Origin of the sequence: Pseudomonas sp. LRP2-20, assembly GCF_024349685.1 — a bacterium.
Classification (GTDB): domain Bacteria; phylum Pseudomonadota; class Gammaproteobacteria; order Pseudomonadales; family Pseudomonadaceae; genus Aquipseudomonas.
This window is the reverse complement of the sequence record NZ_AP025944.1, coordinates 3930910-3956621: the sequence shown is the minus strand read 5'-3', so window position 1 is coordinate 3956621 and position 25712 is coordinate 3930910. Positions and strand designations below refer to the sequence as shown.

Sequence of the window (25712 nt, the reverse complement as noted above, 5' to 3'; positions counted from 1 at the left end):
GGGCTGGCCTCCTTACTGGACGCTTGGGCTGCAATTGGGGGTGACCGGCTGGTCGCTGATGACCTGGCGAGCGAACGGGATGGAGTCCTTCAGCGACGCATTCACCGTTTCGCTATGGCCCAGGCCCTTGTACAGGTGGCCCTGCACCACCGAGCCGGCTTTGCAGGCATCCTGCATCAGCGCGACCTGGGTGGCGGCAGCGGGGGTCTTGTCCTCGGCGCCGGTGCCAATGAAGATCGGCTGGGCAAGCTTCAGGGTCGGGTACGACACCTGCGCCAACCATGGCTTGAGCTGGTCGCCCTTGTAGTCTTTCTTGGCGTTGGCCGGGGTCAGGCCGGTGCCGACCACGTCGCTGACCAATGCTGACAGGCAACTGGTGCGCGCTTGCTCGAACAGCGGCAGGGCCTTGTCGGTGTAGAAGTCGCGCGGATCGATGCTCGGGTCATACTGCTGCGCGGCCAGCAGGGTGTAGAAGCCATAGGCCAGGGCCGGGTCGACCTTGTCCTGGTCCTGTTCACCAACGTTCTTGGCGCCCACGGTGTAGATCACACCCGTGCCGATACTGCCCTTGACGCCCAGCTTGGGCGCGTAAGTCGCTGCATAGGCCCCGGCGGCAAAGGCCCCGGCACCCCCTTGCGACTGGCCAATGATCAACACCTTGTCGGCCAGCCCCGGCACGCCGGCGACCACGGCCTTGGCCGCATCGAGAATGCCGTAGGCGGCCATGCGGTTGTTCAGCAGCGGGTGGCCGCCCGGCACACCGAGGCCCTGGTAGTCAGTGGCGACAATGGCATAGCCTTCATCGAGCCAGCGATTGAGGTATTGCACGTCGCGGTAGCTGCGGCCAGCCCAGGACGGCGCGCAGATATCCGCAACGCCGACGGTGCCATGGCCCCAGCTGGCGACCGGCCAGCCGCCTGCAGGTGCCTTGCCTTTGGGGATGAACAGCGCACCGGAAACCACGATTGGGGTCTTGCCGTCGATACCATCGAGCGAGGTGTATAGGATGCGTTGCGCGCTGGCCGCATTGGGCAGGCTGAGGGCCTGCTCCAGCGGTTCGCTGCGCAGCAGTTTGCCGGGCGTGGCGGGGATTGCCTTGGTCCAGGTGTAGAAGGCCGACACACGGCCATCGCCCTGTTGCGGGTCTGGTTTGGGGGCGTAGGTTTCGGCGGCCAAGGCGCCGATTGACAGTGCCAGGGCGCTGAGACCGAAGACGAGCGAAGCAGGCAGTTTCATGGGAAAGTCTCTCAAGGTTGTTGGCTGATCTGGGCGTCGAGGGATGGCCAGTAATGGGTCAGTTGCAGGTCGATCAACGCCTGGCGGGTAAAGCCCGTGGCCAGGTCGCTGGTAATGTCGTAGGGCGTGCGGATCAGCCGGTTGGCCAGGGCGTACTGGCCAAGGGCGTCGTAGTGGGCCTTGAGCTGGGCATCGCTTTTCGGTGCCCAGCGCGCCTTCCAGGCCACCGGGTCGTCCTGGTCGTCACGGCGCAGCACGCTTTCGCTGACGCCGGCGCGCGAGGACAGCGCGTAGTAGGCGTCGCGGTTCTGCTCCTGGGAGATCCACCAGGCCGCCCGCACCCAGGCTGTGGCGACCAATTGCGTCAGGTCGGCGTGCTGCTGCACGAAGCGGTCGGTGCCCCACAGGTCGGAGACCAGCCGCCAGTCGTTGGCACCTTGTTTGGTCGACCAGAGGATGCGCGCCACGCCTTTGTCTTCCAGGGCGTAGGCTTCGTTGAGCAGCACGGCGGCATCCACCTTACCGGCAGACACCGCAGCGGCACCGACCTGCGGGTTGAGGTTGGCGATCTTGAAGTCGCTCAGTTGCAGGCCCTGGCTCTGCAGGAAATTGCTGAAGGCGAATTCCCATGGCCGGCCGCGGTGCAGCGCCAGGCGTTTGCCTTTGAGGTCCTGGATGCTGCGTGCCGTGGAATTGCTCGGCACCACCAGGTAGATGTTGTTGCCGCTGCCGCCCGGGACCACCAGCTTGCCCGGCACCTGGCCGGCACCGGCGATGACCGAGGGCAGGTCGCCGCGTACGGCAAAGTCCAGGCTGTCGTTGCTGAAGCCTTCGTTGATCTGCGGCCCGGCGCCGGCATGGGGCAGGGCGGTCCATTGCAGTTTCACGCCGCGAGCGGCCAGTTGCTGTTCCAGCCAGCCTTCTTCGATCACCCGCCCAGGGATGCCGCCAAACACTGGCGCACCGCCCTGGGTGAAGGCGACGATGGCGATGCGCACCGCCGCCGGTGGCTCGGCTGCCAGCGCAGCCAGGCTGAGGAACAGGCCGCCCAGCAGGGTGAGGGCGTGACGCCAGGGATTGTTCATGTGCAGCTCCAGGCAAAGGTTCTACAGGCCAGGAGCGAAATGCATGCCAGCATGCAGTGAAGTGGCTACAGCCCTTTATCTAAAGGGGCTCCAGCCATAAGCAAGGGGGCGTGAAGAGCAAGGGCTGCTGATCGGCGGGCAGGGCAGTGCTGGCGGATTGCTGCTGTAGCAGCAGTCGATTGTTGAAAAATCGAATATTTCCAATTCGAATATCTAAATATTAATTAATAATTTTTTGATCTAATTTGTTTCATGCACTATGGGGCTGCGCGTCAACTGCCAGGAATGCCCCCATGTCGCTGATCACCCACCCAAATGCCCGCGAGCTGACCAAGTCGGTACGCGCCACTGTGCTCGTGTTCAAGGACCCGCGCTCCCAGGAGCTGCTCAGCCGTATCGAGCGCCTGGCGCCCAGCGAGGCCAATACCCTGATCATCGGCGAAACCGGCACCGGCAAGGAGCTCGTCGCCCGCCATATCCACCACCTCAGCCGCCGTGGGCGTGAGCCATTCGTGGCGGTGAACTGCGGCGCATTTGCCGAAACCCTGGTGGAGAGCGAGCTGTTCGGCCATGAGAAAGGCGCTTTTACGGGCGCTACCAGTAACAAGGCCGGCTGGTTCGAGGCGGCCAATGGCGGCACGTTGTTCCTCGACGAAATCGGCGACCTGCCGTTGAACATGCAGGTGAAGTTGTTGCGAGTGCTGCAGGAGCGTGAGGTGGTGCGCCTGGGCTCACGTACGCCGATACCGATCAATGTGCGGCTGGTGGCGGCAACCAACGTCAACCTGGCTGATGCGGTGGTGGCAGGGCATTTTCGTGAGGACTTGTTCTACCGGTTGCACGTCGCAACAATACGCCTGCCGCCCTTGCGTGAGCGGCCTGGAGACATCCTGCCGCTGGCGGAATTCTTCATCGAAGAACATTGCCGACGGCTGGGTTACGAACGGGCATCGCTGAGCCCGGATGCCGAGCGCAAGTTGCTGGCACATAGCTGGCCGGGCAACATCCGCGAGCTGGAAAATGCCATTCACCATGCGTTGCTGGTGTGCCGCTATCAGGTGGTGGCGCCGGCGGACCTGCACTTGGTCGATATCCGGCCACAGGTGGCGGCGCCTGTTGCTCAGGCTTACCTGCCGGCAGCGAGCGCGGCACCGCCTGAATTGGAAAGCGCTTTGCTGGCGCTATTCGAGCAGAATGTCCCGAACTTGTATGAGCATATCGAGGAGACGGTGTTCAGGGCGGCGTATCGGTATTGCCACGGCAATCAGCTGCAGACCGGGCGCTTGCTGAACATCAGTCGCAATATCGTGCGGGCGCGGCTGGAAAAAATCGGCGAACTCTCTAAAACGTGATGGCTGTCCATATCATTGCCATCTGATCAGACGTGCAGCCCAGGTCAAGCGACCTGGTGTCGGCTGAAGTCATTGTTTTCCCCTCAACGTCTGCGCTGCCTGGGCTGGCCTTCAGCAAGCCAGTTCCCACAGTGGCAGCCTGTTTTTTCGCAACAGGCGACAAGGACGGTAATGATTCTGGCTTTTCAACTCCTTCGTAGCCGTGCGCTGGCTGCAGCTGAGATGTTGGGTCCAGCTTGAACATGTAGCCCCGATGACTGCTAGCCTTATGTCGCGTGAATGCATTCTCAGGGGCTGTGCTGGGTTGGAGGAAGCATGAAGTTTCACGAATTCAAGATCAGTGGGGAAAACCTGACTCCCGCCAAAGCGAAGCCATTCGAGACATTCACGCCATGGGCCGCAAAGCTCTGGCCGCTGCCAATCCTGTTGCTCGCCACGCTGGTCCGGCTGTATGGCTCAACCGCCTCCGCCATATGGTGCGACGAGGGTTCCAGCTTGTTGATGAGCCAGTACTCGCCTTCGCTCATCTGGAGCCACAGTGCCCATGATGTACACCCACCGCTTTACTTTCTCCTTTTACACATCTGGATAGGCGCATTTGGGGATAGCCTGTTTTCGATCAGGTTCCTCAGCGTGTTGACAGGTATCGGTACTGTGGGCCTGGGCATGTGGCTGGTCTATCAGGTCGCAACCCGTCACGCTGCAATCGTGGCTGGCGTGTTATTGGCCTTGCTGCCCATTGCAGTGCGTTATAGCCAGGAAGTACGCATGTACTCACTGATGGGGCTTTGGTTGCTGGGCGCAACCCTTGCACTGGTCTATTGGGTGAGAAAACCTGAGCGGCACCGTTACCTTGTCATTTATGTCCTGTTAATGACGGCAAGTTTCTACACTCATTATTTCACTGGGCTTTGCGCGCTGTCTCACTGGGCCTATCTGACAGTCGTGCGCAGCGAAAAACGCCGACTTGTCACACTGCCAGCATGGTGGGTCGCCAACAGCTTCATCGTCATGTTGTATGCGCCCTGGATACCCGGCCTGATTGACTTGCTGCGGCACCTTGACCAACTCAGGGCGGGTGGCGACATCGGCTGGATTGAGCCCATCACCATGGCTTCACTGCCATCGACCCTCTGGCAGTATCTGACCCTTAGCGATGCCCAGAATCTGAGGTGGCCGCTCTACCTTGCATTGCCACTGGCGCTGGTGCTGGTAACGGGCGCTGTCTGCCTGTGTGATCGAAGTGCGTATAGATTTAATGTCCTACTGGCGATCTATACGTTTGTTCCGCTGATCGTCGTATTTCTGGTCTCGTGGAAAGTACCGCTGCTGGTCGAACGCTACTTGATGTTTTCCGCCTTGGGGTTGCCGATGATACTGGCAGTCGCGATTGATCAGCTAAGGCGTCACTTTCGTTACGCCGCATTCGCCATGTTGGTGACGGTGCTGACGGTAGAGCTGGTCGGTCTGCATAATGACTACCAGACCGATGATGAGCAGTTCGACAAGCTGGTCAACTACGTCAATGAAAACTATCAGGCGAATGACCGTATCGTGGTCAGCGATCTTTTCTGGTATTTCAGCTATGTCTACTACAACAAGACCGGCTCGGTGCCGCTGCTCTATACACCGCCACGCGCCGATGGTACTTCCGGACGGCCAGGCGATTACGGCTTTGGCACGCTGGTCAACAGCGACGCCGACAGGGTCTATCTCGACAGCCTTGAAATGCTACCCTTGGGCCAGACGCGCGTGTGGTTGGTCAGCAACAGCGCGCCGCCCGATGATTTCGCCTCCATTCCGGGTAATTGGAACAAGGTAAGCACGCTCAAGGTCGGGGATACCCAAGTGCGTCTTTACACGTTGAGGCGACAGTAGAAACCCTGGATTGCCCGTCGCGCTTGATCCGCGTACGTATTGCTCCGTCGACACCACAGTCACATAGCCAGACCGCAACGCTGTCATCAGGAACAAAATGAGAAAGTCCATCACCGTAGCAATCGCATTACTGGCACCGCTGGTACTCGCGGCCTGCGCCACAACCGGCTCAGGAAAACCGCCCAGCGAAACGGCAGTCACAACTGCCAGATACCAGAAAAGTGACTTGTACGGCCTCTGGTACTCCAACGCCGATGACGGGACCTCCCAGGCGTTGGCGCTGTTGCTGCTCAAGGCAGATGGTTCAGCAACCGACTTTCTGATCGTCAGTGACAAAAACGCGATGCAAAAAATCGTACAGCAATCGTCATGGTCGTATGACGCTGAACGCAATGTGTTCGAGCAAACCGTCAGCGAAGTCTCTACCCAGAACGGTAAGGCCCCCGCGACAGTCACTCATCCCCATGAAGTCATTCGCGCATCCGTCGAACTGGTCAAGCTGGATAACAAAGTGATGGGCATCAAATTCAAAAGGGAAGATGGCGAGGTCACCGGTTACCTCAAGGGCAGTGCCGCCATGCTCGAAAAGCTCAAGCACATTCGGTAAGCGCCTACCCGTAAAGCCTTAGCGTTGAGTTTTCTGCCGCTGCAAGCGCTGGATACGGTTGACCGCGATCTGCACGCAGGCCGCCACTACGCACAGCAAACCGATTTTCCAGCTGCCTTCAAGACCAAAATGCTCAGCCAGTTTCCCCGCGATGATCACGCATACGAAAATGGCCACAGGCAGGATCAGTTTGTTCATCAGGACTTCCACGCAGGGGCAAAGAAAGGCCCAAGTCTACTTCACTGGGCTTGCTCGGTGACAACGGACAGCAATAAGCGCTCCTGCGTGGCTCAGCTTCAGGCATCATGCTCCCAGCCCCGTTCGAAAGCCGACCTCCGCCAATGACCGACAGCACCAAACCCAACCGCGCCATCTACGACCTGGACATGCTCCGCGCCGTGGTCATGGTGGCCGACTGTGGCAGCTTCACCACCGCCGCCGCGCGCCTGCACTCCACCCAGTCCACGGTCAGCCAGAAGGTGCGCCGGCTGGAGGAGATGGTCGGCCACCAGTTGCTCGACCGCAGCAACCGCGAGGTGCACCCGACCGACGCTGGCGAGACGCTGTTGCGCTATGCACGGCACCTGCTGGCGGTCAGCAATCAGCTGAGCGAAGCGATGTCGGGCGGGGTCTCGGTCACGGTGCGCATCGGCCTGCCGGACGATTTTGTCGCGGGCAAGACGATGCAGGCGCTGGCCGCGTTCAACCGGCTCAACCCGACCGTCAAGCTGGAGATCACCGGGGGCCTGAGCCGCGACCTGATGAGCACCTATGACCGTGGCGAGCTGGACCTGGTGCTGGTCAAGCAGCGGCGCCACAGCCGCGAGGCCAATGCCTGCCAGCCGGAGCGTATCGAGTGGATCGACAGCGCGCAGTATCCGAGCTTCGCCCAGGACCCGATCCCGCTGGTGACCTTTCCGCCGCGTGGCCTGTACCGCGATGACATGATCAGCGCGGTGGAGGCCATGGGGCGCAGTTGGCGCATCGGCTTTACCAGTTCCAGCCTGGCGGGTATCCAGGCGGCGGTGGCCAATGGCTTGGGTGTCAGCCTGTTGCCGTCGCGGGTGGTGACGCCAGGGCATCGGGTGCTGGGGGCGGAGGAGGGGTTCAAGCCGATTCGGGTGTTCGAGGCGGCGATCTTCCATCGGCCCACGGCGGATCCGATGGTCAAGGAGTTGGCCGAGATTCTGATCGGCATCCTGCGCGCCGAAGCTGAATAAGGGGGTGCTGCCTTGCAGCCCATCGCCGCGGTTCGTCGCCACGACAAGCGCGGCTCCCACGGGTGTGGAGTAGCCTGCTCGGCATGATCAGAGCCAGATTGCATCCCAATGTGGATAGTCGCCGACGCTCTCGACCAAGCCTGCTCGCTTCGGGTTCATGATGATGTACCGCGCCACTGCCTGGACATCTTCTTCACGGCATAGCGCCCGGTCATGAAAGCCTTTCTGCCACAGTTGCCCGCTTCGTCCTCTGTGCCGGTTGATCATCAGGGTGCTTCGCGACTTCACGCGCCGCATCAGTTGCCTCAAGCTCATTGGCCCGAGCTCGACCAGCCAGTGGAAATGGTCAGGCATCACCACCCAGGCCAGAGATCGGGCGGCGCCTTCCTCTTGCGCCTGACGGAATTGATTCACCAGCACACGGGCTGAGTGAAATTCACTGAAGATATGCGCCCTGCCCAACGTCGTGCTGGTGAGCAGATACAGTCGACTAGTTTCTGAGAACCGGCCAAGTCTCAATTGCTCTGAATGGGGACGGTCCATGTTCTCTGCCTCCTGATGATTTACCCCTCAGGCTAGCGGCCATGAGTCTATCGATGGCGTGAGAATTGGCACTTGGTGTGTCTCTAGGGGGCTGCTTCGCAGCCCATCGCCGGCAAGCGCGGCTCCCACAGGGTTGGACTGCCCCCCAAAAGTTGGACAGTTTTAAGCTGCCGCCTGGGTCCTGTACTCGACAGGGCTCAGGCCATTGAGCTTCAGCTTGATGCGGTCATGGTTGTAGTAGTGAATGTACTCATCCAGGCCTGCTTTCAATTCATCAATACTCTCGAAACGCTTTAGGTAGAAAAACTCTGACTTGAGCGTCCCGAAGAAGCTTTCCATAGCCGCATTGTCCAGGCAATTGCCTTTACGAGACATGCTCTGTTTCACGCCGCGACTGCGAAGCTTGTGACGATATTGAGCCTGCTGGTACTGCCATCCCTGGTCGGTGTGGAGCACTAGCTTCGGCTTTTCTCCCAAGGTATTGAGTGCCTTATCCAGCATATTTCCAACCAGGCTGTACTGGGGGCGGCTAGCCGTCTCATAGGCGATGATTTCCCCGTTGTACAAGTCCATCACCGGCGAAAGATAGAGCTTCTGTTGAGCCACCTTGAACTCGGTTACGTCACTCACCCATTTTTGGTTAGGACGCTGGGCGACGAAATTTCGCTCCAGCAAATTCGCCGCTATCTTGCCCACGGCACCTCGGTAGGACTGATATTTCTTGGGGCGTACCAGTGACTTCAACCCTAGGGCAGCCATCAGTTTCTCGATGACCTTCTTGTTGACCTGCACCCCCTCCTTTCTAATCACGAGTGCAACGCGTCGATAGCCGTAGCGCCCTTTCTCTTTGTGATAGATCTGCTGAATCTTCTCGTTAAGCTCGGCATATTTGTCCGGCTTCTGCTGGCTTTGCACCTGATAATAAAAGGTACTGCGAGCCAGCCCGACCAGCCCCAGCAGGTCAGGCAAAGGAAATCTACGTTTGAGCCTGGAAACGATCAGGGCTTTTTCCCCGATATTCGTTCCTTTTCCTCCCGTAAAGCCTTGAGCTCCTTTAAAACAGCATTCTCCATGCGCAGGTATTCGAGCTCCGCCATCAGTTGGTCTCGGGACTTTTGCGAGTCGTCGGTATCTGTGGGTTTTGCAGGTTTGATCTTCTTCGGCACTTTGATCGGCTTTTTCTGGCGGTCGACGGGAGCTACAAGGTCACCACTGTAGTACTGCCGCTGCCAGTTGCCTATCCGCGACGATTGGCCGAGGCCAAAATGCGCTGCGGTTTGCCGCATAGAAAGACGATGCTCGTGCATGTAGCTGACCACCTGCCGCTTAAAATCGTCGTCATAACCCCGCCCAGGCGAACGTGGAGGAAGGCTGGAATTGCGCTGATAGCTGGAAACCCATCGGCGCAGCAGGCTGAAGTCGATACCGAAATGTTGGGCTACCTTTCGGAAGCCATTATTGCCATCCAGGTAAGCGGTGATGGCTGTGAGCTTGAACTGCTCTGTGTACTTGCCCATAGGTCCCCCAAGGGTTGGATTTTTTGTCCAACTTCTTGGGGGCAGTCCAGGGTTCGTGCAAGTGCGCGGGACTTCCAGCTGGCGCAAATCCTGTGTGGGAGCCGCGCTTGCCGGCGATGGGCCGCAGAGCGGCCCCAGAGAGCGCTCTGGCGACGCAATTCGGCAGGCCTTACTGCCCCAGTTGCGATCTGAGTGGGGACAGTCCATGTTCCGTGCCTCCTGATGATTTGTCCATCAGGTTAGCGGCCATGAACTTATCGCAGGCGTAACAATTGGCAATTGGTGTGTCATCAGGGGGGCTGCTTCGCAGCCCATCGCCGGCAAGCGCGGCTCCCACAGGGTTCGTGCAAGTGCGCGGGACTTCCAGCTGGCGCAAATCCTGTGTGGGAGCCGCGCTTGCCGGCGATGGGCCGCAGAGCGGCCCCAGAGAGCGCTCTGGCGACGCAATTCGGCAGGCCTTACTGCCTCAGTTGCGATCTGAGTGGGGACAGTCCATGTTCCGTGCCTCCTGATGATTTGCCCATCAGGTTAGCGGCCATGAACTTATCGCAGGCGTAACAATTGGCAATTGGCGTGTCATCAGGGGGGCTGCTTCGCAGCCCATCGCCGGCAAGCGCGGCTCCCACAGGGTTCGTGCAAGTGCTCGGGACTTCCAGCTGGCGCAAATCCGGTGTGGGAGCCGCGCTTGCCGGCGATGGGCCGCAGAGCGGCCCCAGAGAGCGCTCTGGCGACGCAATTCGGCAGGCCTTACTGCCCCAGTTGCGATCTGAGTGGGGACGGTCCATGTTCTCTGCCTCCTGATGATTTACCCATCAGGCTAGCGGCCATGAGTCTATCGATGGCGTGAGAATTGGCACTTGGTGTGTCTCTAGGGGGCTGCTTCGCAGCCCATCGCCGGCAAGCGCGGCTCCCACAGGGTTCGTGCAAGTGCTCGGGACTTCCAGCTGGCGCAAATCCTGTGTGGGAGCCGCGCTTGCCGGCGATGGGCCGCAGAGCGGCCCCAGAGAGCGCTCTGGCGACGCAATTCGGCAGGCCTTACTGCCTCAGTTGCGATCTGAGTGGGGACAGTCCATGTTCCGTGCCTCCTGATGATTTGCCCATCAGGTTAGCGGCCATGAACTTATCGCAGGCGTAACAATTGGCAATTGGTGTGTCATCAGGGGGGCTGCTTCGCAGCCCATCGCCGGCAAGCGCGGCTCCCACAGGGTTCGTGCAAGTGCGCGGGACTTCCAGCTGGCGCAAATCCTGTGTGGGAGCCGCGCTTGCCGGCGATGGGCCGCAGAGCGGCCCCAGAGAGCGCTCTGGCGACGCAATTCGGCAGGCCTTACTGCCTCAGTTGCGATCTGAGTGGGGACAGTCCATGTTCCGTGCCTCCTGATGATTTGCCCATCAGGTTAGCGGCCATGAACTTATCGCAGGCGTAACAATTGGCAATTGGTGTGTCATCAGGGGGGCTGCTTCGCAGCCCATCGCCGGCAAGCGCGGCTCCCACAGGGTTCGTGCAAGTGCGCGGGACTTCCAGCTGGCGCAAATCCTGTGTGGGAGCCGCGCTTGCCGGCGATGGGCCGCAGAGCGGCCCCAGAGAGCGCTCTGGCGACGCAATTCGGCAGGCCTTACTGCCCCAGTTGCGATCTGAGTGGGGACAGTCCATGTTCCGTGCCTCCTGATGATTTGTCCATCAGGTTAGCGGCCATGAACTTATCGCAGGCGTAACAATTGGCAATTGGTGTGTCATCAGGGGGGCTGCTTCGCAGCCCATCGCCGGCAAGCGCGGCTCCCACAGGGTTCGTGCAAGTGCTCGGGACGTCCAGCTGGCGCAAATCCTGTGTGGGAGCCGCGCTTGCCGGCGATGGGCCGCAGAGCGGCCCCAGAGAGCGCTCTGGCGACGCAATTCGGCAGGCCTTACTGCCTCAGTTGCGATCTGAGTGGGGACAGTCCATGTTCTGTGCCTCCTGATGATTTGCCCATCAGGTTAGCGGCCATGAACTTATCGCAGGCGTAACAATTGGCAATTGGTGTGTCATCAGGGGGGCTGCTTCGCAGCCCATCGCCGGCAAGCGCGGCTCCCACAGGGTTCGTGCAAGTGCTCGGGACGCCCAGCTGGCGCAAATCCTGTGTGGGAGCCGCGCTTGCCGGCGATGGGCCGCAGAGCGGCCCCAGAGAGCGCTCTAGCGACGCAATTCGGTAGCGAACTGCGCAGCCTTCAATTGCAACTGTGCAGGCCCGCCCCAGAACGCGCCATGGCGCACGATCACCCGCTCATGAATGGCCGCTGCCACCGCCGCCGCAGCATTTGGCGCCTTGAACAGCACGAAGCTGGCTTCATTGCCCACCCTCAACCCGTAATCCTGCTTGCCCATCACCCCGGCGCTGGCCACGGTCGCCATCTCCAGCGCTACCCGCAATTCCTCGTCGGTATTGAAGCCCGAGCGGTAGCTGACCAGCATCGCCCGTTGCAGCATGTCGCCGTTGCCATAGGGCCACCAGGCGTCCTGGATGTTGTCGTTGCCAGTGAACACCCGCACGCCACCAGCACGCAGGCGCAGTACGGGCGGGAAGGCGTGTTCGCCGGGAGCGTTGGTCATGATCGACACGCCGGCACGGGCCAGCACTGCTGCGCTGCGGTCGACTACCGCGTCGCTGACATCGCCCAGGCCATAGGCGTGGCTGACCGCAACCAGGCCTTGCATGCCCAGTGCCTGGGTGCGGGCGGCGATGCGTTCGAGCTGGGCGATGCAGGTGTCGCCGGGCTCATGCAGGTGGATGTCGACCTTCACGCCATGCCGCTCGGCAATGCCGAAAACGATATCAAGCTGGGCTTCGGCGTCGCCATCCAGGGTGGTCGGGTCGATGCCGCCGACCACCTGCAAGCCCTCGCGCACGGCAGCTTCCATCACTTCGGCGGTGCCGGGGCAGCTCACCACGCCGGCTTGTGGGAAGGCCACCAGCTCGATGTCGATCAGGTCTTTCCACGTGTCCCGGGCTTCGAGGATGGCGCGCAGGTTGGCCAGGCCGGTGGTGGCGTCGACGTCGACATGGCAGCGCATGGCCAGGGTGCCGAACGAGGCGGCCTGGCGGATCAGCGCGTCGGCACGCTCGACGATCGGTGGGGCGCTGGCGAGCTCGCGCTTTTCCACGGCCAGCCGCTCGCGCAGGCTGGCGACCGGCTGGTGCGGGCGCCAGCGGTCGCCGACAAAGCTCTTGTCCAGATGGATGTGGCCGTCGACGAAGCCGGGCAGCACCAGCAGCCCTTCGAGGTCGATGGTTTCATCGGCGGCGATGCTGGCGCGTTGCGGGCCGATGTGGCTGATGCGGCCGTTGCGTACGGCGATGTTCAGGGGCTGGCCATCGGCATCGATGGCATTGATGAACTCACGGTCGTTCATGAGGGGGCCTTTTTTCCGAGGCTTGGGTAGCGCCATACGGTAGGGAGGATCCCGCTCCCTCACAAATTAATTATCAGGATCGACCGCAGTGCATTTCTTGATGCAGGCAGGGCAGCGGGCTGTATTAAAAAGCCCACTGAAGTCGATTCCGATAATTAACTTTCAAAGCCTTCGATCTCGGCCCAGGATGGCCCTCGTGACCAGCCCAACCCCCTGCTACGGGGCTTTCGGGCCGGTTCAACACCCACAATAAAAACAAATGCCGTGTCGGAGTCCTCCCATGACCAATGATTCCAAGCTGCTGCGTGCCGCCTTGATTTTCATTGCCTGTACATCATTCATCGTCTGCGGTGTGCAACCCATTTTCATGGGCTTGCTCACCGAGCAACTGAGCCTGTCACTCGACCAGCAGGGCTGGGTGGTGTCGGTCGAGATGATCGGCATGACCCTGGGCACCTTGCTGTGCCCGATCCTGATGAAGCGCCACGGCGGGCGCAGTCTGTGCCTGTGCGTCGGTGCGCTGTGCGTGGCCCTGAGCGTGGCCACGGCTTTTGCCACCAGCAACACGATGTTGCTGGTGGTGCGCCTGGCGGCCGGCACCTGTGCGGGGCTGGTGTATGCCTATGCGGTGTCGACGCTGGGCCGTTTGCCCAACCAGGACCGTTCATTTGGCCTGATGTTGCTGTTGCAGACGCCGGAGTACTCGTTGTTCAGCGCAGCGCTGCCGTTGCTTGCCGCGCAGAGTGGGACGGTGACCGCCTTGAGCGCGTTCGGCCTGTGGTACCTGCTGATTTGCGGCGCCAGCCTGGTCTTGCCGCGGCGCCCGGCGCTGTCACTGGCCAGCGGTGAAGGCTCGCCGGCCCAAGTCGGCTCGGCGCGCACGGGGTGCACGGCGCTGCTGGGCATGCTGTTCATGCAGATCGCCATTTATTGCGTGTGGGGCTTCATCGACCAGCTGGCGCGTGACCAAGGCATCGCTGGTGTCGATATCGGCTGGGCGTTCGGCCTGTCGGCCATCGGTGGCTTGCCCGGGGCCGGGCTGCCGAGCCTGCTGGGGGCGCGGGTCAACCGCCAGCTGATGATTGCGCTGGGGCTGGTGGCGGTGTTCATCTCCATTGCCATGCTCACTGGCCACACCCGCACGCCGATGCAGCTGTTCGTCGCGCTGCTGCTGATCAACTTTGGCTGGGTGCTGTCGTTGTCCTACTACATGGCGTTGATCACCACCAACGACCCGACCGGCAAGCTCACGCCGCTGGTCAGCATTACCTTGATGGGCGCGGCAGCGGTGACCCCGGCGCTGATCGCCCTGCTGGTGGAAGGCTCCAACCAGCAACTGATCTTCCTGCTGGGCACCGGGGCGCTGGTGATTGCCTTTGCCGTGACCTGCCTGGGGGCAGGGACCAAGGCCGTGCACAGCAAGGCGGCTGTCTGAGCGACCGGGCCAAGGCCGCAAGGCCATGTGCAAACCGCGCCCCGCGCTGACGGGGCGCTTGCCTTGCTACTGCAGCGTCGGCGGTTTGGCCGCCGCAGGCAATGCGGCCACGACTGCTTCTATCCGCGCAATGTCACGCGCCAGTCGCTCTGCATCTTTGTGTTTGCCTTCGGCCTTCAAGCGGTCCCGCTGCCGTCGCAGGTTGAGCAAGTTTTTCTGCAAGGCCAGGCCAGATTTATTGTATTGATCCATGTTTCTCTCGTGCCATTGGCATCCGTGCCGCTGTAGGAAAAACGGACCGTAGCAGCCCCAAAATCCTCTGGATACTGAGGTTTCATACAGGAAAAGGCCGTTGCCGCGATTCTGCCTACACTGGGCTGGCGAAACGTCCTACAAATACCCTCGCTATTTGTTTCAACTCATGTGCAACAAATGCCCGTCGGATGCCCGGATTTGCTGAGCATTGCAGGGTTGGATCTGGTTCACGCGCACGGGCAGCGCAGCCACGTTGATTTCCGCCGCAGCTGAAACGTTATGTAGCAATGTTCAGGTCACTTGAAGAACTGACTGGGGGTGATGCCGAACTGGCGCTTGAACATGCTGGCGAACGCGCTGGGGCTGTCGTAGCCCAGCGTGCCCGCCACATCGATGATGCGCTGGCCCAGGGCGATGCGTTCCAGCGCCTGCATCAGCCGCGCCTGCTGGCGCCACTGGCCGAAGGTCATGCCGGTTTCCTTGCGGAACAGGCGCTGGATGGTCTTCTCGTCGACGCCCAGGTGCGCGCCCCAGTCGGCCACGGTCGAGGTGTCGTGTGGGCGCTCGTGCAGGGCCGAGCAGATGGCCCGCAGGCGCGCGTCGCTGGGGTGCAGCAGCTTCAGCGGCAGGGTCGGCAGCACGCAGATTTCATCGAGGATCAGACGCATGATCCGCGCTTCTCGCGAGTCCTCGACAAACGGCCCCGTGAAGTCGACCGACGCCTTGATCAGCTCACTGAGCAACGGCGAGATGCTGATGGCCTTGCTCTGTTGCGGCATATCGGTTGCTGCATCGGGGCGCACGAACACGCTGCGCATCTTCACGTCACCGACGCAGCGAATCGCATGCGGCTGGCCGCAGGGCATCCAGATGCCGCGGCTGGGTGGCACGGTCCAGCGCTCGGCCTCGGACTCGACCAGCATCAGGCCCTTGATGGCGTAGATCAGCTGGTGCTTGGCATGCGAGTGAGGGGCGATGTACCAGTCCGGCGGGTAGTCGGTTGCCCGGCTGCCCACCTCCCAGGGCCATTCATCGACCTCCATCAGCAATTCGTGCTGGGGTTTGACCATGATGCTCTCGTGCAGTCCGGCAAGCGCCGCATCTTAGCAGCAGCGGGTAGGCTGCGCCTTCGAACGGGTCGCCGGCAGCAGTGCGGTGGCCAGGCCGAGCAGCGGCAGGAACGAAATCACCTGATACACCCACTCGATGCCATGCAGGTCGGCCAGTTCGCCAAGGCCCGCGGCACCGATGCCGCTGATGCCGAACATCAGGCCGAACATCACCCCTGACACCATGCCGACCCGGCCAGGCACTGCCTCTTGGGCGTACACCACCAGCGCTGCGAAAGCCGAGGACATCACCAGGCCGATGGCCACCGCCAGCACGGCGGTCCAGGCCAGGTTGGCGTAGGGCAGGGCGAGGGCGAACGGGGCCACGCCAAGGAAGGAGACCCAGATCACCGCCTTGCGCCCGATGCGGTCACCCACTGGCCCACCGGCAAAGGTGCCCAGGGCCACCGCGGCAAGGAATACGAACAGGTACAGCTGGCTTTGCTGCACGCTCAGGCCGAAGTGCTCGATCAGGTAGAAGGTGAAGTAGTTGGTGAACGACGCGATGTAGACGAACTTGGCGAACATCAGCACGGCGATCACGCCCACGGCCCGCCACATGGCGCCCTTCGACAGCCCTGGCGCCTGTTGCCCGGCCAGGCCCTTGAGCTGGGTCTGGCCATGGCGCAGAGTCCAGCCGGTGATGCGCAGCAGCACGAAGATGGCCAGGCCGGCCGCCAGCATGAACCAGGCGATGGCCGGCTGGCCGTGGGGGATGACGATGGCGGCGGTCAGCAGCGGGCCGATCGCCGAGCCGGTGTTGCCGCCGACCTGGAAGGTCGACTGCGCGGTGCCGAAGCGCCCGCCGGAGGCCATGCGCGCCACCCGCGAGGCTTCCGGATGGAAGGTTGCCGAACCGATACCGACTACGGCAGCGGCGACCAACAGCATCTCGTAACTGTTGGCGAACGCGAGCAGGGCGATGCCGACCAGGGTGAACAGCATGCCGGTGGGAAGCAGGTATGGCATGGGGCGCTTGTCGGTGTACATGCCGACCCAGGGCTGCAGCAGCGAGGCGGTGACCTGGTAGATCAGGGCGATCCAGCCGATCTGGGCGAAACTCAGCGAGAAATCACGCTTGAGCATCGGGTAGATCGACGGCAGCACGGCCTGGATCAGGTCGTTGAGCAGGTGGGCGAATGCAGCGGCGCCGACAATGCGGACCAGGAAGCCCTGGGGTTGGTCGGCAGCGCTGGCGGCAGGGGCCAAGGTGGCGGCAGGAGTCGTCATGGGCGAGGCTCTTTTTCGAGTGATGGCAAGGCATTGCCCGAGGGAGGTTATCCAGCCGGGCAATGCCTGTCTCACGTCGAACAGGCACTCACTGTCGCGATTCGGACATTCAATCGGCCAGGCTACAAGGATTGCGCCAGTCTTCGGCGGCTGAGCAACACAGTTGCTTGCACAGGTACCGTTCGATCCCTGTGGCAGCGGGCTTGCCCGCGAAGAGGCCGGTACAGATTCCGACAATCAGCCGGGCAATGGGCTGCTCATCCTGCTATGCCTAAACATGGCGCATTCACCCGCTCCAGGCCCCGGCGCCCCCGGAGCGCGTGTTTGGCACAGGTGCCGAGCGACTGGGAGGTGCCACATGCTTTTCATCATTCAATGGAGCATTGCCCCGGAAAACCGCAACGCCGTCATGGCCCGCTTCGCCAAGACCGGCGGCCTGCCACCTGCCGAGCTGAAGGTCCATGGCCGTTGGCATGCGGTAGGCGAGCTGCAGGGCTTTGCCGTGGTTGAAAGCAATGACCTGCAGCCGGTGTTGCAGTGGACTATGGACTGGAGCGACCTGGCGCACATGCAGGTCAGCCCGGCGATGACCGATGCCGAACTAGGCCCGATACTGGTGGCCGCCGTGAGCAAGATGACGCATTGAGCACCGTCATCAGGATGGCTGGGGTGTCGTGCCTTCCTTGGCCATCCACTTGAGCAATGCGGCGATCGGTACCCGGCGATGCACTTCGTGACGCTGGGTATCGCCACCACTGCCGTAACGTTCCCGATAGCGGCTGACAATCAGTTCGCGCCCATCCGCCGAGACGCGGGCTTCGAGTTCGTGCAACAGCACCGGCTGCTCGGCCCCGCATTCCACACGGCGGAACAGTGAAACAGCATCATTCACCGGTATTGCCTCCCTGACATTGGTCCGGGCGCTTGCCGGGTGCGCCGAGTTTGCCCTCGGCAACCTGGTTGGCACGCTGCTGCGCGGTGTAGTCGCGCAGGGCCTGGTAGTAGTCCGGCTGAGTGCGCAGTTTGTCGGTCAGCGGTAACGCCTGCGCCCGGCCATCCACCACGCCACCGGCCATGGCCACGGTGCCCAGGGTCTGGACCGTATCGCTGTTGTCGCCGAACGGGTCCAGCGCCAAGCCCAGTACCCGGCCAGTTGCATCGCGCAGGTTGTGCGTGCCCAGCAGCGGCAGCTCGACGATCGGGCCATCGGCGATGTTCCACACGCCGAAGGTCTGGCCGAAGTCCGACTCATGGCGGGCAAGCCCCATCTTGCCGGAGACATCGATCAGGCCGGCCACACCGAGGGTGGTGTTGAAAATGAAGCGGCTCAGGCTGGTCATCGCCCGTTGGCCGTTGCCTTGCAACAGGTCGTTGGCGAATACCTTGGGCTCACCGAAGTTGGCGGCGAAGTTGTGCATGCCTTGCTGGGCGAAGTTCGGCAACGCGGTATAGCCACGGGCGACCGGCGCCAGCAGGTAATCGTCGACACTGCGGTTGAAGGCGAACACGGCGCGGTTGGCCGGTTCGGCCGGGTCGCTGAGCTGATGGGCAACAGGGCCGCAGGCGCCGGCCGGCGAGCGCTGGCTGCAGCCGCTGGCAGCGAGCAGCGACAAGGCAAGGACCGTGTTGCGGGCAGATAGCCAGGCAGCAGAAGGGGTTTGCATAGGCACATTCCTGTGAAGAAGTGGCGCCGATGCTGCAGGGGATTGATTGCCTGGGAATGTCCGAATTATCTCGCGGCTGACACTTTGTTTCCGGATTGAAATATATGACGGCGGCCCGGAGATGGCCTTACAGTACGCCGTAATTGCCTTTGTTCGCGGTACCTTTGTGTGAGCCATTTGCTGATTGTTGACGATGATCTTGAAGTACTCGACCTGCTGCAGAAGTTTCTACGTCAGCACGGCTATGAGGTCGATGTAGCCCGCGATGGCAAAGGGCTTTGGCAAGCCCTGGAACGGCGGGTACCGGACCTGGTGATTCTCGATGTGATGCTGCCGGGCGACAGTGGCCTGGTGCTGTGTCAGCGTTTGCGCGCCGAGCACAAGGTGGCGGTGATCATGCTCACCGCCATGGCCGAGTTGAGCGATCGCGTGGTTGGCCTGGAACTGGGCGCCGATGATTACCTGACCAAGCCCTTTGCCGCCCGCGAGCTGCTGGCGCGGGTGCGTGCTGTATTGCGCCGGGTCGGTGAAGCGGCGGCAGGCGTGGCCGCCAACCCGTGCACAGTGCTGGAGTTTTCCGGCTGGCAACTGGATGTGCTGCGGCGTGAGCTGCGCTCACCAGAGCAGGTGATGATCCCGCTGTCCAACGGTGAATTCGAACTGTTGCTGGTATTTGCCGAGCATCCGCGGCGGGTGCTCAGTCGCCAGCAATTGCTCGACCTGGCCCGGGGTGAAGCCTACGAGGCCTATGACCGCAGCATCGATGTGCAAGTCAGCCGGCTGCGGCGCAAGCTGGAGGGCGACGCAGGCGCCGAACCGCTGATCCGCACGTTGCGCAATGCCGGCTACCTGTTCACGGCCAGCGTGGTCAGGCGATGAGCGTGTTTGCCAAGCTGTGCAAGGCCCTGCCACGGCCACGGATCACCATCGCTCGCTGGATAGCCCTGACCACCCTGACGGCGATGCTCATCCTGTTGTTGCTCAAAATGCTGTTCAGCCTGTTGCTGAGCGTGTGGGCACAGCCGCCGTTGCTGGAAAGCGGGCTGATCGAGAAGGTCGCCGCCGTGACCCGCATTCTGGATGCCGCGCCGGTCACGCAGCGGGCCAACATCGCCAGCGCAGCGGGTGATGGTTCTTATACCGTGCAATGGTTGCGCAGCCATGACGAAGCCGGTGTGCCTGAGCTGGTCGATGCCGAATTTCGCAAGGGCGCAGCCACCCTGCGAGCCTTGCTGAAACGGCCAGACGCGCGGATCCAGACCTTCGAACCGTCCGATCTGCCGGAATATGCACCGGCGCGCGGCTATGCCCTGATGATCGAACTGACTGACAAGAGCTGGGTGCTGTACCGCGCCACGGACCGCAGCTGGGGCCTGGACGAACTGCCGCGCAACCTGATCATCCTCGCCTTGATGCTAGCGTCCAGCCTGCTGGTCGCGCTGTTTGCCGCTCGCTATCTGGCCCGCCCGCTTGAGGGATTCGCCGAGGGCGCGCGGCGTTTCGGCAAGGACTTCAATGCCCCGCCGATCCCGGTGGTCGGCCCCCATGACCTGCGCCAGGCCATTCTTGCCTTCAATGCCACCCAGGCGCAGCTCAGGCACTTCGTGAACGACCGCACACAGATGCTGGCGGCGATTTCCCACGACCTGCGTGCGCCATTGACACGCATGCGCCTGCGTGGCGAGTTCATCGAGGACGGCGACCTGCAGGCCAAGCTGTTCAAGGATGTCGACGAAATGCAGGCGATGGTCGATGCCGCGCTGGAATTCTTTCGCGACGATGCGCGGCTTGAGCAGACCACGGCGTTCGACCTGGCCGAGATGCTGCAGACAGTGGTGGAAGACTTCAAGGACGCGGGCATCAAAGTTGCCCTCGATGCACCGCGGCGCTGCGTTTACGTTGGGCGGCCGGTGGGTATCAAGCGGGTGCTGGTGAATTTGGTCGATAACGCGGTCAAGTATGGCCTGGCGCCTGAAATGCGCTTGGCGGTTACTGCCGAGCACCTGGAAATCAGCGTGCTGGATCGCGGCCCGGGTATCGCGCCGCAATTGCAGGAGCGAGTGTTCGCGCCGTTTTTCCGCATCGAAGGTTCGCGCAATCGCGACACCGGCGGCGTCGGGCTTGGCCTGCCAGCGGTGCGTGCGATCGTGCTGGAGCAGGGTGGCAGCGTGACCCTGGCCAACCGGCCGGGCGGTGGGCTGGAGGTCAAGGTCAGCTTGCCGGTGGGTTGATCAGAGCCCCAGCTCGCTCAGGCCAGGGTGGTCGTCCGGGCGCCGGCCCAGCGGCCAGTGGAACTTGCGCTCGGCTTCAGCGATAGGGTGTTCATTGATGCTGGAAAAGCGGTTCTGCATCAGGCCATCGTCGGCGAATTCCCAGTTCTCGTTGCCATAGGCGCGGAACCATTGACCGCTGTCGTCGTGGTATTCGTAGGCATAGCGCACGGCGATGCGGTTGCCGGTGAAGGCCCACAGTTCCTTGATCAGGCGGTACTCCAGTTCGTGGTTCCACTTGCGGGTCAGAAACGCCTCGACCTCGGCGCGGCCACGGGGGAATTCGACGCGGTTACGCCAGGCGGTGTCGACGGTGTAGGCCAGTGCCACTTTGGCCGGGTCGCGGCTGTTCCAGCCGTCCTCGGCGAGGCGGACCTTCTGTATGGCGGTTTCGTGGGTGAAGGGAGGCAGTGGTGGGCGGGACATCGGGGTGGCTCCTCGGCAGTGGTTGGCAGGGAGTAGCGTAGTACTCGCTGGCGTGGCCGAGAATCCGTGTGTTTGGCATTTCATTATTGCGTTTGGTGGAACAGTGAGCGTGGCTTCAAGTGCATGTCTTGAGACTTACGGCGCCTATGAGATCGAGCGCCGCCCGCGCGGCGCATCGCGAGCTGCGCTCGCTCCTACGTTTGTTTCGGGCCAATCATTCCTGGGGGATTATCGCGCGCACGCCTTGGCGCACGGCGCGATATCGTGTCGTACCAACAAGGCAGTCGCGCGCGCCTGTCACAGGCGTTACTGGCCCGAAACAAACGTAGGAGCGAGCGCAGCTCGCGATGCGCCGCGCGGGCGGCGCTCGATCTCCCAGGCGCAGAAAGTATCAAGCCGGGCCTTCAGCGCAAACGCAGCCCCTCATCCACCCCCTCCAGCATCACCCTGAAAAACGGATTCGAAGTCGCCCGCGAAAAGCTCCCCGCATCCACGATCAGCACCCCACGCTCCCCGCGCATGTTCAAGCTGCCCAGGTTAACTCCGTAATTCTCCTGGCCACCCGGCGGTTGCCCATACAGCGGATCATCGATGGGGAAGGGCAGCGCCACATGGGACAGCGAGATCAGGTTGGCCGGATAGCTCGCGGCGATCAGGCGCTCGTCGGCCTTGCTCGCCTGGGCGGCAAAGCGTGACGACCTGAGCTGCGCATTGCCGGGACCGCGGGTGGCAACCAGGGTGCGCGCGTAGGCGCGGGCCTGGGGGGTGAACATCCTGTCGCGCAGGGCGGCCACCGACGGCCGGAGCATCTCATCGATACCCAGCGAAGCGTTGGTGTCGAAGATCACCAGTTCGCTGCCATTGGCGGGCAGATGGTCGTACAGATCGGTCTGGATGGCTTGGTGCTGACCGTACCATCGACCAGCGATGGGTAGGTGAGGATCGGCGGTAGCGGCAGGCGCGGGGCGACCACCACATAGCCCAGGTCCTGAAAGTGCCGGGCGAAGTGGCGCAGGCTGCACGGCGAGTCGGTCAGTCCGTGCAGCAGCACCACCGCGCCCTTGGCGGCCTGCCTGGGTTCGGCGACATAGGAGCGGTTCCAGTCATGGCTGAGATTGCCCGGGAACACCCGGCTGCTGGTGGCGAAGCGGTTGTAGGCGGACTGCCCCGCGCTGGGCGGGTGTTCGCGCATCTCCCGGTTGAGCGCGTTGAACACGCGCTGCTCCGCCGCGAGGTAATCGCCCCAGCTGGCGCGGTCGATGTCACTCACCGGCATCTCGTCAGGCACATAGGTGTGCCACGGTTCGAGCTGGAAGTCGGCGATCGCGGTAATACGGAAGGCGAACAGTGCAGTGATCAGCAAAGTCAGTACCAGGAGCACCACGGCTGCCAGCAAACGGCGAATTGTCATCATTCCTCCCGGGCTTTTTCTATGGCGCGATCGACCTGACGCGGCTAGTGTCACTGGATCGTCCAGCGAGGCATCGAGCATGAACAGGACGTCAATTGCAGCGATCGGGCTGCTGGCAGTGAGTCTGGCCGCGAATGCCGGAGAAGGCGAGCGAGAAGGGGACTATTGGTACGTGCAGACCAGCGCCTACACCAAACACTGGACCCACGACCCGGATCACAACAACCACCAGGAATTGATCGGTATCGAGCGCATCTACACCGACGGCCTGCTGTGGGGCGCGGCGACTTTCAAGAACTCGTTCTCCCAGCGGTCGTACTACGCCTACCTGGGCAAGGTCTGGGAGCATGAGCGCTATCCCGTGTATGCCAAGCTGAGCGCCGGGTTGATCGAGGGCTACAAGGGCGAGTATGACGACAAGATACCGTTGAACCACTTCGGCATCGCGCCGGTGATCATCCCGTCGTTCGGCGCGCACTGGGGGCCGGTGGGGGCCGAGTTCGTGGTGCTGGGAGGGGCTGCGGGGATGATCAATGTGGGCTTGCGGTTCTGATTTGTACCGTCAGCATCGTCGAGGTCACTGCAGGAGCCTTGCCGGGGTGCCGGACCGGCAAGGCCGCTCCTGTAAGTCAGGCGGTGCCCAGGGTTTTTTCGGCGGCCTTGTTGCGCCCACCCAGCCACACCAGCAGCAACCCGGCAGCCGCCAGCACGCCTCCGGCCATCGGTACTGCGGCGTAACCGAGGTTCAGGCTGATCACCGCGCCGCCCAGGGCGGCACCCACGGCGTTACCCAGGTTGAACGCACCGACGTTGATCGAAGATGCCAGCCCAGGTGCTTCGATGGCGGCGATCATCACCCGCATCTGTAGCGGCGGCACCACGGCGAAGGTGAACATGCCCCACACCAGCAGGGCGATGGCAGCACCGACATGGCTACCCAGCACCAGCGGCATCAACAACATGATCACTGCCAGAACGCCGAGGAAGATCCGTGCCGAGCCATCCAGCGACCAGTCAGCCAGGCGGCCACCCAGGCTGTTACCCAAGGTGAAACCAACCCCGATCAGCACCAGGCCAAGGGTAACGAAACTGTCCGAGGCGCCGGTCAGTTCCGCCAGCACCGGCGCCACGTAGGTGTACAGGGTGAACATGGCGCCAGCCCCCAGCACCGTGGTGGCCATCGCCAGCAGCACGCTGGGGCGGGCGATCACCGCCAGCTCCTTGCGCACATGCGGCACGCTGCCGCGTTCACCCTTGGGCAGTGCGTACCACAGGGCAGCCATGGCCAGCAGCCCGAGCACCGCCGTGCCGGCGAAGGCCATGCGCCAGCCGACCTGTTGGCCAACCCAGGTGGCTGCCGGCACACCGCCGATGTTGGCGATGGTCAGGCCCATGAACATGGTCGCCACGGCACTGGCCTGTTTTTCCTTGGGCACGACACTGGCGGCCACCACGGCGCCAAGGCCGAAGAAGGCGCCATGGTTGAGGCTGGTGACCAGGCGCGAGGCGAGCAGGGTGTAGTAATCCGGTGACAACGCCGAGAGCAGGTTGCCCAGGGTGAAGATCGCCATCAGGGCCATCAGCGCCGCGCGTTTGCCGAAGCGGCTGAACAGCAAGGTCATGATCGGCGCGCCGACCATCACGCCGATGGCATAGGCGGTAATCAGCATGCCAGCGCTGGGGATGCTGACGTCGACGCCCTGGGCGATCACCGGCAGCAGGCCCATCGGCGTGAACTCGGTGGTACCGATGCCAAAGGCACCGATGGCCAGGGCGAACAGGACGCGTCCGGCGTTCATAGGGCCGGCTCCTTCGCGTCGAGCTCGGTCAGCGGCCCTTCCATGCGGTGGAAGCTCAGGTCGCTGGCGGTGAAGAAGGCCTGCGAGCGGCCGCTGCCAAAGTCATCGACATGCACCACGGTGGCGCCATCGGTCTCTTGCCAGGAGATCACGTAGACCCCTTTGGCGATCTGCCGCCATTGGCACTCGGCGGCGCCGCTGGCACCGGCATAAGGGCCGCTGATGATGGCATAGCGCACCTGGCGGCCATCGTCGGAGTAACTGTTGTGTGCGGCCAGGCCGGGGTATTTGACCTGGAAGCTGCGGCCTGCGAAGGCCGGCAAGGGGGAGGCGGTACTCATCGGATTGTCTGCGTCAGTTGGGTTTCATGGAATTGCGGCAGGACGTATTCGGCGATCTCATGCAAGGTTTCGTCCAGCGGGCGCACATTGCGCCGCAGGTGCAGGCCGACATGGTCGACGCCAGCGGCGCGCAGGGCGGCGAGTTCGCTGGCCAGTGCCTTGCGCCCACCGTGGAAACCGAAGCGCCAGCGTTGCAGGGGTTGATCGGCGTTTTCCGCCAGGTCCAGGTGGATGAAGCTGCTGTAGGGCTTGCTGCCCGCCACCGCCCGCCAGGCCGCGACGCGGCGCTGGTGGTCGTCCGGTGTGCCGGGGTAGGCCAGGCAGCCGTCCATGTTGGCACCGATCCAGGCCGGGCTCTGTTGCGCCAGGCCGGCCACCAGCAACGGCAGTGGCGCACTGGTCGACGGCAGCACCGCCATGCCTTCGGGCAGGTGGCCGTGGGCACCGTCACGCAGCAGTGCCAGCTGTTCGCGGAAGGTGCTGCCACGCCCCTCGAAGTCGCGGCCGAACAACGGGTATTCCACGGGGCGGTCGCCGCTGGCCACACCCAGCAGCAGGCGGTTGCCTGACAGGTGCTGGATACTGGCGGCGGACTTCAAGGTCAGCAGCGGCTCGCGGATCGGCAGCACCACCGCAGCGGTGCCGAGCAGGATGTCGCGGGTCACCCCCGCCAGGTAGCCAAGGTAGCTGAACACCTCGAACACCTGAGCGGCATCGCCGAACGATGGGTCGTACAGCGGCACGTCGCGGATCCACAGGGCTCGGTAGCCCAGGCGGTCGGCCAGCGTGGCGAGTTCGGCGTGCTGACGCAGGTCCGGCTCGCCGAACTGGCGGCCATCGCGGCGCCGGGCCTGGTCGCCGGCAGGCGTCCAGTCGTGGTCCAGCGGTGCTTCCAGGCCGATGCTGAAGCCACCAGCGGTCAGGCGTTCGAGGGGCATGGTCATGGCA

Annotated in this window: 26 protein-coding genes; 9 read left to right on the top strand and 17 right to left on the bottom strand. The window is 62.6% G+C overall.

The window, feature by feature from the left end:
- Positions 1-12: 12 nt before the first annotated feature.
- Together OCX61_RS17760 and OCX61_RS17755 are read right to left on the bottom strand one after the other, a co-directional pair.
- On the bottom strand, positions 13-1236 hold the full coding sequence (locus tag OCX61_RS17760; protein WP_261940696.1) for a lipase family protein: 1224 nt from the start codon (positions 1234-1236) through the stop codon (positions 13-15).
- Positions 1237-1247: 11 nt separating this feature from the next.
- Positions 1248-2321 (bottom strand): ABC transporter substrate-binding protein, encoded by a 1074-nt coding sequence (locus OCX61_RS17755; protein ID WP_261940695.1) that lies wholly within the window; start codon positions 2319-2321, stop codon positions 1248-1250.
- 293 nt (positions 2322-2614) lie between these two features.
- Here OCX61_RS17755 and OCX61_RS17750 point away from each other — a divergent pair, with 293 nt between their 5' ends.
- The 3 genes from OCX61_RS17750 to OCX61_RS17740 all read left to right on the top strand — a co-directional run bounded on the left by OCX61_RS17750 (position 2615) and on the right by OCX61_RS17740 (position 6158).
- Positions 2615-3673, top strand: a complete 1059-nt coding sequence (locus OCX61_RS17750; RefSeq protein ID WP_261940694.1) for a sigma-54 interaction domain-containing protein — start codon at positions 2615-2617, stop codon at positions 3671-3673.
- A 315-nt stretch (positions 3674-3988) separates the two neighbouring features.
- Positions 3989-5551 (top strand): glycosyltransferase family 39 protein, encoded by a 1563-nt coding sequence (locus OCX61_RS17745; RefSeq protein ID WP_261940693.1) that lies wholly within the window; start codon positions 3989-3991, stop codon positions 5549-5551.
- Positions 5552-5648: 97 nt separating this feature from the next.
- Complete coding sequence (locus OCX61_RS17740) at positions 5649-6158, top strand: hypothetical protein (protein WP_261940692.1); 510 nt, start codon at positions 5649-5651, stop codon at positions 6156-6158.
- 18 nt (positions 6159-6176) lie between these two features.
- Here OCX61_RS17740 and OCX61_RS17735 read toward each other — a convergent pair whose 3' ends face one another.
- Positions 6177-6356: a hypothetical protein gene (locus OCX61_RS17735; RefSeq protein ID WP_261940691.1), complete on the bottom strand. Its 180-nt coding sequence runs from the start codon at positions 6354-6356 to the stop codon at positions 6177-6179.
- A gap of 143 nt (positions 6357-6499) precedes the next feature.
- On the opposite strand from OCX61_RS17735, the gene OCX61_RS17730 reads away from it, so the two are divergent.
- Positions 6500-7378 (top strand): LysR substrate-binding domain-containing protein, encoded by an 879-nt coding sequence (locus OCX61_RS17730; protein ID WP_261940690.1) that lies wholly within the window; start codon positions 6500-6502, stop codon positions 7376-7378.
- An 87-nt stretch (positions 7379-7465) separates the two neighbouring features.
- Here the strand turns inward: OCX61_RS17730 and OCX61_RS17725 are convergent, their stop codons facing one another.
- The 3 genes from OCX61_RS17725 to OCX61_RS17715 form a co-directional block, all read right to left on the bottom strand.
- Positions 7466-7921, bottom strand: coding sequence for an REP-associated tyrosine transposase (locus OCX61_RS17725; protein ID WP_261940689.1), 456 nt, complete (start codon positions 7919-7921; stop codon positions 7466-7468).
- 162 nt (positions 7922-8083) lie between these two features.
- Positions 8084-9438, bottom strand: a protein-coding gene (locus OCX61_RS17720) for an IS3 family transposase (RefSeq protein ID WP_409261959.1) whose coding sequence is annotated in 2 segments (ribosomal slippage) — positions 8084-8965 and positions 8968-9438 — 1353 coding nt in all. Because the reading frame shifts where the segments join, the coding sequence is not laid out codon by codon here.
- 2168 nt (positions 9439-11606) lie between these two features.
- Complete coding sequence (locus OCX61_RS17715; protein ID WP_261940687.1) at positions 11607-12824, bottom strand: amidohydrolase family protein; 1218 nt, start codon at positions 12822-12824, stop codon at positions 11607-11609.
- A gap of 280 nt (positions 12825-13104) precedes the next feature.
- Here OCX61_RS17715 and OCX61_RS17710 point away from each other — a divergent pair, with 280 nt between their 5' ends.
- Complete coding sequence (locus tag OCX61_RS17710) at positions 13105-14259, top strand: MFS transporter (protein WP_261940686.1); 1155 nt, start codon at positions 13105-13107, stop codon at positions 14257-14259.
- A gap of 66 nt (positions 14260-14325) precedes the next feature.
- Here OCX61_RS17710 and OCX61_RS17705 read toward each other — a convergent pair whose 3' ends face one another.
- From OCX61_RS17705 to OCX61_RS17695, 3 genes are all read right to left on the bottom strand, one after another.
- Complete coding sequence (locus OCX61_RS17705) at positions 14326-14511, bottom strand: hypothetical protein (protein ID WP_261940685.1); 186 nt, start codon at positions 14509-14511, stop codon at positions 14326-14328.
- Between the two features lie 299 nt (positions 14512-14810).
- Positions 14811-15584, bottom strand: coding sequence for an AraC family transcriptional regulator (locus OCX61_RS17700; protein ID WP_261940684.1), 774 nt, complete (start codon positions 15582-15584; stop codon positions 14811-14813).
- A 33-nt stretch (positions 15585-15617) separates the two neighbouring features.
- Positions 15618-16853, bottom strand: a complete 1236-nt coding sequence (locus OCX61_RS17695) for an MFS transporter (protein WP_261940683.1) — start codon at positions 16851-16853, stop codon at positions 15618-15620.
- 358 nt (positions 16854-17211) lie between these two features.
- On the opposite strand from OCX61_RS17695, the gene OCX61_RS17690 reads away from it, so the two are divergent.
- A complete protein-coding gene (locus tag OCX61_RS17690; protein ID WP_085674329.1) occupies positions 17212-17499 on the top strand; it encodes a DUF3303 domain-containing protein in 288 nt (95 codons plus the stop codon).
- Between the two features lie 9 nt (positions 17500-17508).
- Here the strand turns inward: OCX61_RS17690 and OCX61_RS17685 are convergent, their stop codons facing one another.
- Together OCX61_RS17685 and OCX61_RS17680 are read right to left on the bottom strand one after the other, a co-directional pair.
- Positions 17509-17745, bottom strand: coding sequence for a hypothetical protein (locus tag OCX61_RS17685; protein WP_261940682.1), 237 nt, complete (start codon positions 17743-17745; stop codon positions 17509-17511).
- On the bottom strand, positions 17738-18517 hold the full coding sequence (locus OCX61_RS17680) for an MlaA family lipoprotein (RefSeq protein WP_261940681.1): 780 nt from the start codon (positions 18515-18517) through the stop codon (positions 17738-17740). Before OCX61_RS17680 ends, OCX61_RS17685 begins: the two co-directional genes overlap by 8 nt.
- A 168-nt stretch (positions 18518-18685) precedes the next feature.
- On the opposite strand from OCX61_RS17680, the gene OCX61_RS17675 reads away from it, so the two are divergent.
- Positions 18686-19396 (top strand): response regulator, encoded by a 711-nt coding sequence (locus OCX61_RS17675; protein ID WP_261940680.1) that lies wholly within the window; start codon positions 18686-18688, stop codon positions 19394-19396.
- Positions 19393-20748 (top strand): ATP-binding protein, encoded by a 1356-nt coding sequence (locus OCX61_RS17670; protein WP_261940679.1) that lies wholly within the window; start codon positions 19393-19395, stop codon positions 20746-20748. The genes OCX61_RS17675 and OCX61_RS17670 overlap by 4 nt, the downstream gene beginning before the upstream one ends.
- Here the strand turns inward: OCX61_RS17670 and OCX61_RS17665 are convergent, their stop codons facing one another.
- The 3 genes from OCX61_RS17665 to OCX61_RS17655 all read right to left on the bottom strand — a co-directional run bounded on the left by OCX61_RS17665 (position 20749) and on the right by OCX61_RS17655 (position 22624).
- The gene (locus OCX61_RS17665; protein WP_261940678.1) at positions 20749-21213 is read right to left on the bottom strand and encodes a nuclear transport factor 2 family protein; all 465 of its coding nucleotides are present in this window, start codon (positions 21211-21213) and stop codon (positions 20749-20751) included.
- Positions 21214-21617: 404 nt separating this feature from the next.
- Positions 21618-22061 (bottom strand): hypothetical protein, encoded by a 444-nt coding sequence (locus OCX61_RS17660; protein WP_261940677.1) that lies wholly within the window; start codon positions 22059-22061, stop codon positions 21618-21620.
- Positions 22058-22624, bottom strand: a complete 567-nt coding sequence (locus tag OCX61_RS17655) for a hypothetical protein (protein ID WP_261940676.1) — start codon at positions 22622-22624, stop codon at positions 22058-22060. The genes OCX61_RS17660 and OCX61_RS17655 overlap by 4 nt, the downstream gene beginning before the upstream one ends.
- 79 nt (positions 22625-22703) lie before the next feature.
- On the opposite strand from OCX61_RS17655, the gene OCX61_RS17650 reads away from it, so the two are divergent.
- Positions 22704-23177: a sn-glycerol-3-phosphate transporter gene (locus OCX61_RS17650; protein ID WP_261940675.1), complete on the top strand. Its 474-nt coding sequence runs from the start codon at positions 22704-22706 to the stop codon at positions 23175-23177.
- A gap of 76 nt (positions 23178-23253) precedes the next feature.
- On the opposite strand, the gene OCX61_RS17645 is transcribed toward OCX61_RS17650, so the two are convergent.
- From OCX61_RS17645 to OCX61_RS17635, 3 genes are read right to left on the bottom strand one after another with little or no spacing between them, the layout of a single operon-like run.
- Positions 23254-24423 (bottom strand): MFS transporter, encoded by a 1170-nt coding sequence (locus tag OCX61_RS17645; protein ID WP_261940674.1) that lies wholly within the window; start codon positions 24421-24423, stop codon positions 23254-23256.
- A complete protein-coding gene (locus OCX61_RS17640; RefSeq protein ID WP_261940673.1) occupies positions 24420-24764 on the bottom strand; it encodes a MoaF-related domain-containing protein in 345 nt (114 codons plus the stop codon). The genes OCX61_RS17645 and OCX61_RS17640 overlap by 4 nt, the downstream gene beginning before the upstream one ends.
- A complete protein-coding gene (locus tag OCX61_RS17635) occupies positions 24761-25708 on the bottom strand; it encodes a TIGR03571 family LLM class oxidoreductase (RefSeq protein WP_261940672.1) in 948 nt (315 codons plus the stop codon). Before OCX61_RS17635 ends, OCX61_RS17640 begins: the two co-directional genes overlap by 4 nt.
- Positions 25709-25712: the final 4 nt, after the last annotated feature.

Bases quoted from the DNA above. Each gene is read 5' to 3' on its own strand.
- OCX61_RS17760 (WP_261940696.1), bottom strand. From the start codon at position 1,236: ATGAAACTGCCTGCTTCGCTCGTCTTCGGTCTCAGCGCCCTGGCACTG.
- OCX61_RS17755 (WP_261940695.1), bottom strand. From the start codon at position 2,321: ATGAACAATCCCTGGCGTCACGCCCTCACCCTGCTGGGCGGCCTGTTC.
- OCX61_RS17750 (WP_261940694.1), top strand. From the start codon at position 2,615: ATGTCGCTGATCACCCACCCAAATGCCCGCGAGCTGACCAAGTCGGTA.
- OCX61_RS17745 (WP_261940693.1), top strand. From the start codon at position 3,989: ATGAAGTTTCACGAATTCAAGATCAGTGGGGAAAACCTGACTCCCGCC.
- OCX61_RS17740 (WP_261940692.1), top strand. From the start codon at position 5,649: ATGAGAAAGTCCATCACCGTAGCAATCGCATTACTGGCACCGCTGGTA.
- OCX61_RS17735 (WP_261940691.1), bottom strand. From the start codon at position 6,356: ATGAACAAACTGATCCTGCCTGTGGCCATTTTCGTATGCGTGATCATC.
- OCX61_RS17730 (WP_261940690.1), top strand. From the start codon at position 6,500: ATGACCGACAGCACCAAACCCAACCGCGCCATCTACGACCTGGACATG.
- OCX61_RS17725 (WP_261940689.1), bottom strand. From the start codon at position 7,921: ATGGACCGTCCCCATTCAGAGCAATTGAGACTTGGCCGGTTCTCAGAA.
- OCX61_RS17715 (WP_261940687.1), bottom strand. From the start codon at position 12,824: ATGAACGACCGTGAGTTCATCAATGCCATCGATGCCGATGGCCAGCCC.
- OCX61_RS17710 (WP_261940686.1), top strand. From the start codon at position 13,105: ATGACCAATGATTCCAAGCTGCTGCGTGCCGCCTTGATTTTCATTGCC.
- OCX61_RS17705 (WP_261940685.1), bottom strand. From the start codon at position 14,511: ATGGATCAATACAATAAATCTGGCCTGGCCTTGCAGAAAAACTTGCTC.
- OCX61_RS17700 (WP_261940684.1), bottom strand. From the start codon at position 15,584: ATGGTCAAACCCCAGCACGAATTGCTGATGGAGGTCGATGAATGGCCC.
- OCX61_RS17695 (WP_261940683.1), bottom strand. From the start codon at position 16,853: ATGACGACTCCTGCCGCCACCTTGGCCCCTGCCGCCAGCGCTGCCGAC.
- OCX61_RS17690 (WP_085674329.1), top strand. From the start codon at position 17,212: ATGCTTTTCATCATTCAATGGAGCATTGCCCCGGAAAACCGCAACGCC.
- OCX61_RS17680 (WP_261940681.1), bottom strand. From the start codon at position 18,517: ATGCAAACCCCTTCTGCTGCCTGGCTATCTGCCCGCAACACGGTCCTT.
- OCX61_RS17670 (WP_261940679.1), top strand. From the start codon at position 19,393: ATGAGCGTGTTTGCCAAGCTGTGCAAGGCCCTGCCACGGCCACGGATC.
- OCX61_RS17665 (WP_261940678.1), bottom strand. From the start codon at position 21,213: ATGTCCCGCCCACCACTGCCTCCCTTCACCCACGAAACCGCCATACAG.
- OCX61_RS17655 (WP_261940676.1), bottom strand. From the start codon at position 22,624: ATGACAATTCGCCGTTTGCTGGCAGCCGTGGTGCTCCTGGTACTGACT.
- OCX61_RS17650 (WP_261940675.1), top strand. From the start codon at position 22,704: ATGAACAGGACGTCAATTGCAGCGATCGGGCTGCTGGCAGTGAGTCTG.
- OCX61_RS17645 (WP_261940674.1), bottom strand. From the start codon at position 24,423: ATGAACGCCGGACGCGTCCTGTTCGCCCTGGCCATCGGTGCCTTTGGC.
- OCX61_RS17640 (WP_261940673.1), bottom strand. From the start codon at position 24,764: ATGAGTACCGCCTCCCCCTTGCCGGCCTTCGCAGGCCGCAGCTTCCAG.
- OCX61_RS17635 (WP_261940672.1), bottom strand. From the start codon at position 25,708: ATGACCATGCCCCTCGAACGCCTGACCGCTGGTGGCTTCAGCATCGGC.